Below are 1,157 nucleotides of genomic sequence, written 5' to 3' on the forward strand. Positions count from 1 at the left end.
TTCTTCTCCTGAATGAGAACCTCAATCGGCTTTTTCTCATCAAGCGGCACACTGCGGATCGCTGCTATGGCGTTGTCGCGTACCTGGGTATTTCGGAGTAGATAGGTATGCTTTGTCATAGTGGCTTCTCCGGCGCGGCAGGGAACTTTTGCCAGTGAGTGACGAATGACTCATCGTAATATTTACCGTTGATGGCCCAATCATCACCATCAAAATAACCAGTACGACGAAGGCTATCTTTGCAATAAACGAAACACTGAATATTGGAGTTTTCCGGCATCTGGTCACTGCACTTAATCCACCCTTGCGGAAAGTTCAACTGTGGGGTGGTGTAAACGATGCGGCGACGGTCGGCGGCGTATTGTTCATAAAATCCCTTATCGCAGTCATCCCAAACCCAATCAAAGCCGTCGAACTGGTCGTTACATATCCCTGACTGATACTGATAAACAGGCTCAGTCCTCTTTGCAGCTAACGCGATCCGGGCTAGTGCCTTTAGCTCTCTAGATGGAATCTTTACGAATGACCAGGTTTCAGCGTCACCAATCAACCCTTCCAGCCTCTCTACAGTGAAACTATTTAATTCTTTCATTCACTCTCTCCCTTGATTCGAATGCCAGCAGTTCGGAGGGCGTTGGCGGCGGCGCTCAACCCTTCGTTGTAGGCGGTATCAGTGTCGAAGTTTTCATCTCGCTGGTCTGGAAACTCCACCTCAATGCTTTCTCGCGACGCTTGCCACGCTGTCCGCATATCTAACACTGACGCTTTAGCTAAGTTGGTTAACTCGCCATCGTCGCCACACTCAAATGCAAGGCGGTAAGTCGTTGGGATTTTCGATTTAAGCCAAGCTTCAAACTCTTCCCGCGATTTAGTTATGTCCATCATGATTTCCCTCGTTTATTTCTTCCCCAGTGGGTATACCAGCCAATACTTTCACGCAGTCAACAACGCAACTTTCACAAATGTAAGCGTATGGCCCAGCGATGAGTTTTTTTACTTGGTGATGATTTTTTTCACAGAAACTACACCTAAGAATTAGCCTTCCCGATGCCATCAGAAACCACCTTGTTTTTTAGTTGCCCGGCGCTCAGATTCAGCCGCCTTTGCTTTAGCCTGATCCTGGTTGCAGTCATAGATTGCGCCATGACGTTGCTCGA

Annotated in this window: 3 protein-coding genes; all 3 read right to left on the reverse strand. The window is 48.0% G+C overall.

Annotation, left to right across the window (positions count from 1 at the left end; all coding sequences use genetic code 11):
- Window positions 1-115: 115 nt before the first annotated feature.
- From DBA33_RS20260 to DBA33_RS21220, 3 genes are read right to left on the reverse strand one after another with little or no spacing between them, the layout of a single operon-like run.
- Entirely contained in the window at window positions 116-592 is a 477-nt protein-coding gene (locus DBA33_RS20260; RefSeq protein WP_120807112.1) for a DUF551 domain-containing protein, read from the reverse strand.
- Complete coding sequence (locus tag DBA33_RS20265) at window positions 589-885, reverse strand: hypothetical protein (RefSeq protein WP_162975263.1); 297 nt, start codon at window positions 883-885, stop codon at window positions 589-591. Before DBA33_RS20265 ends, DBA33_RS20260 begins: the two co-directional genes overlap by 4 nt.
- On the reverse strand, window positions 869-1,054 hold the full coding sequence (locus DBA33_RS21220) for a ClpX C4-type zinc finger protein (RefSeq protein ID WP_120807114.1): 186 nt from the start codon (window positions 1,052-1,054) through the stop codon (window positions 869-871). Before DBA33_RS21220 ends, DBA33_RS20265 begins: the two co-directional genes overlap by 17 nt.
- Window positions 1,055-1,157 lie beyond the last annotated feature (103 nt).

Source organism: Yersinia sp. IP36721, assembly GCF_003634395.1.
Lineage (GTDB): Bacteria > Pseudomonadota > Gammaproteobacteria > Enterobacterales > Enterobacteriaceae > Yersinia > Yersinia entomophaga.

What these genes read in the sequence shown, in the direction of transcription:
- DBA33_RS20260 (WP_120807112.1), bottom strand. Translation starts at nt 592, where the DNA reads ATGAAAGAATTAAATAGTTTCACTGTAGAGAGGCTGGAAGGGTTGATT.
- DBA33_RS20265 (WP_162975263.1), bottom strand. Translation starts at nt 885, where the DNA reads ATGATGGACATAACTAAATCGCGGGAAGAGTTTGAAGCTTGGCTTAAA.
- DBA33_RS21220 (WP_120807114.1), bottom strand. Translation starts at nt 1,054, where the DNA reads ATGGCATCGGGAAGGCTAATTCTTAGGTGTAGTTTCTGTGAAAAAAAT.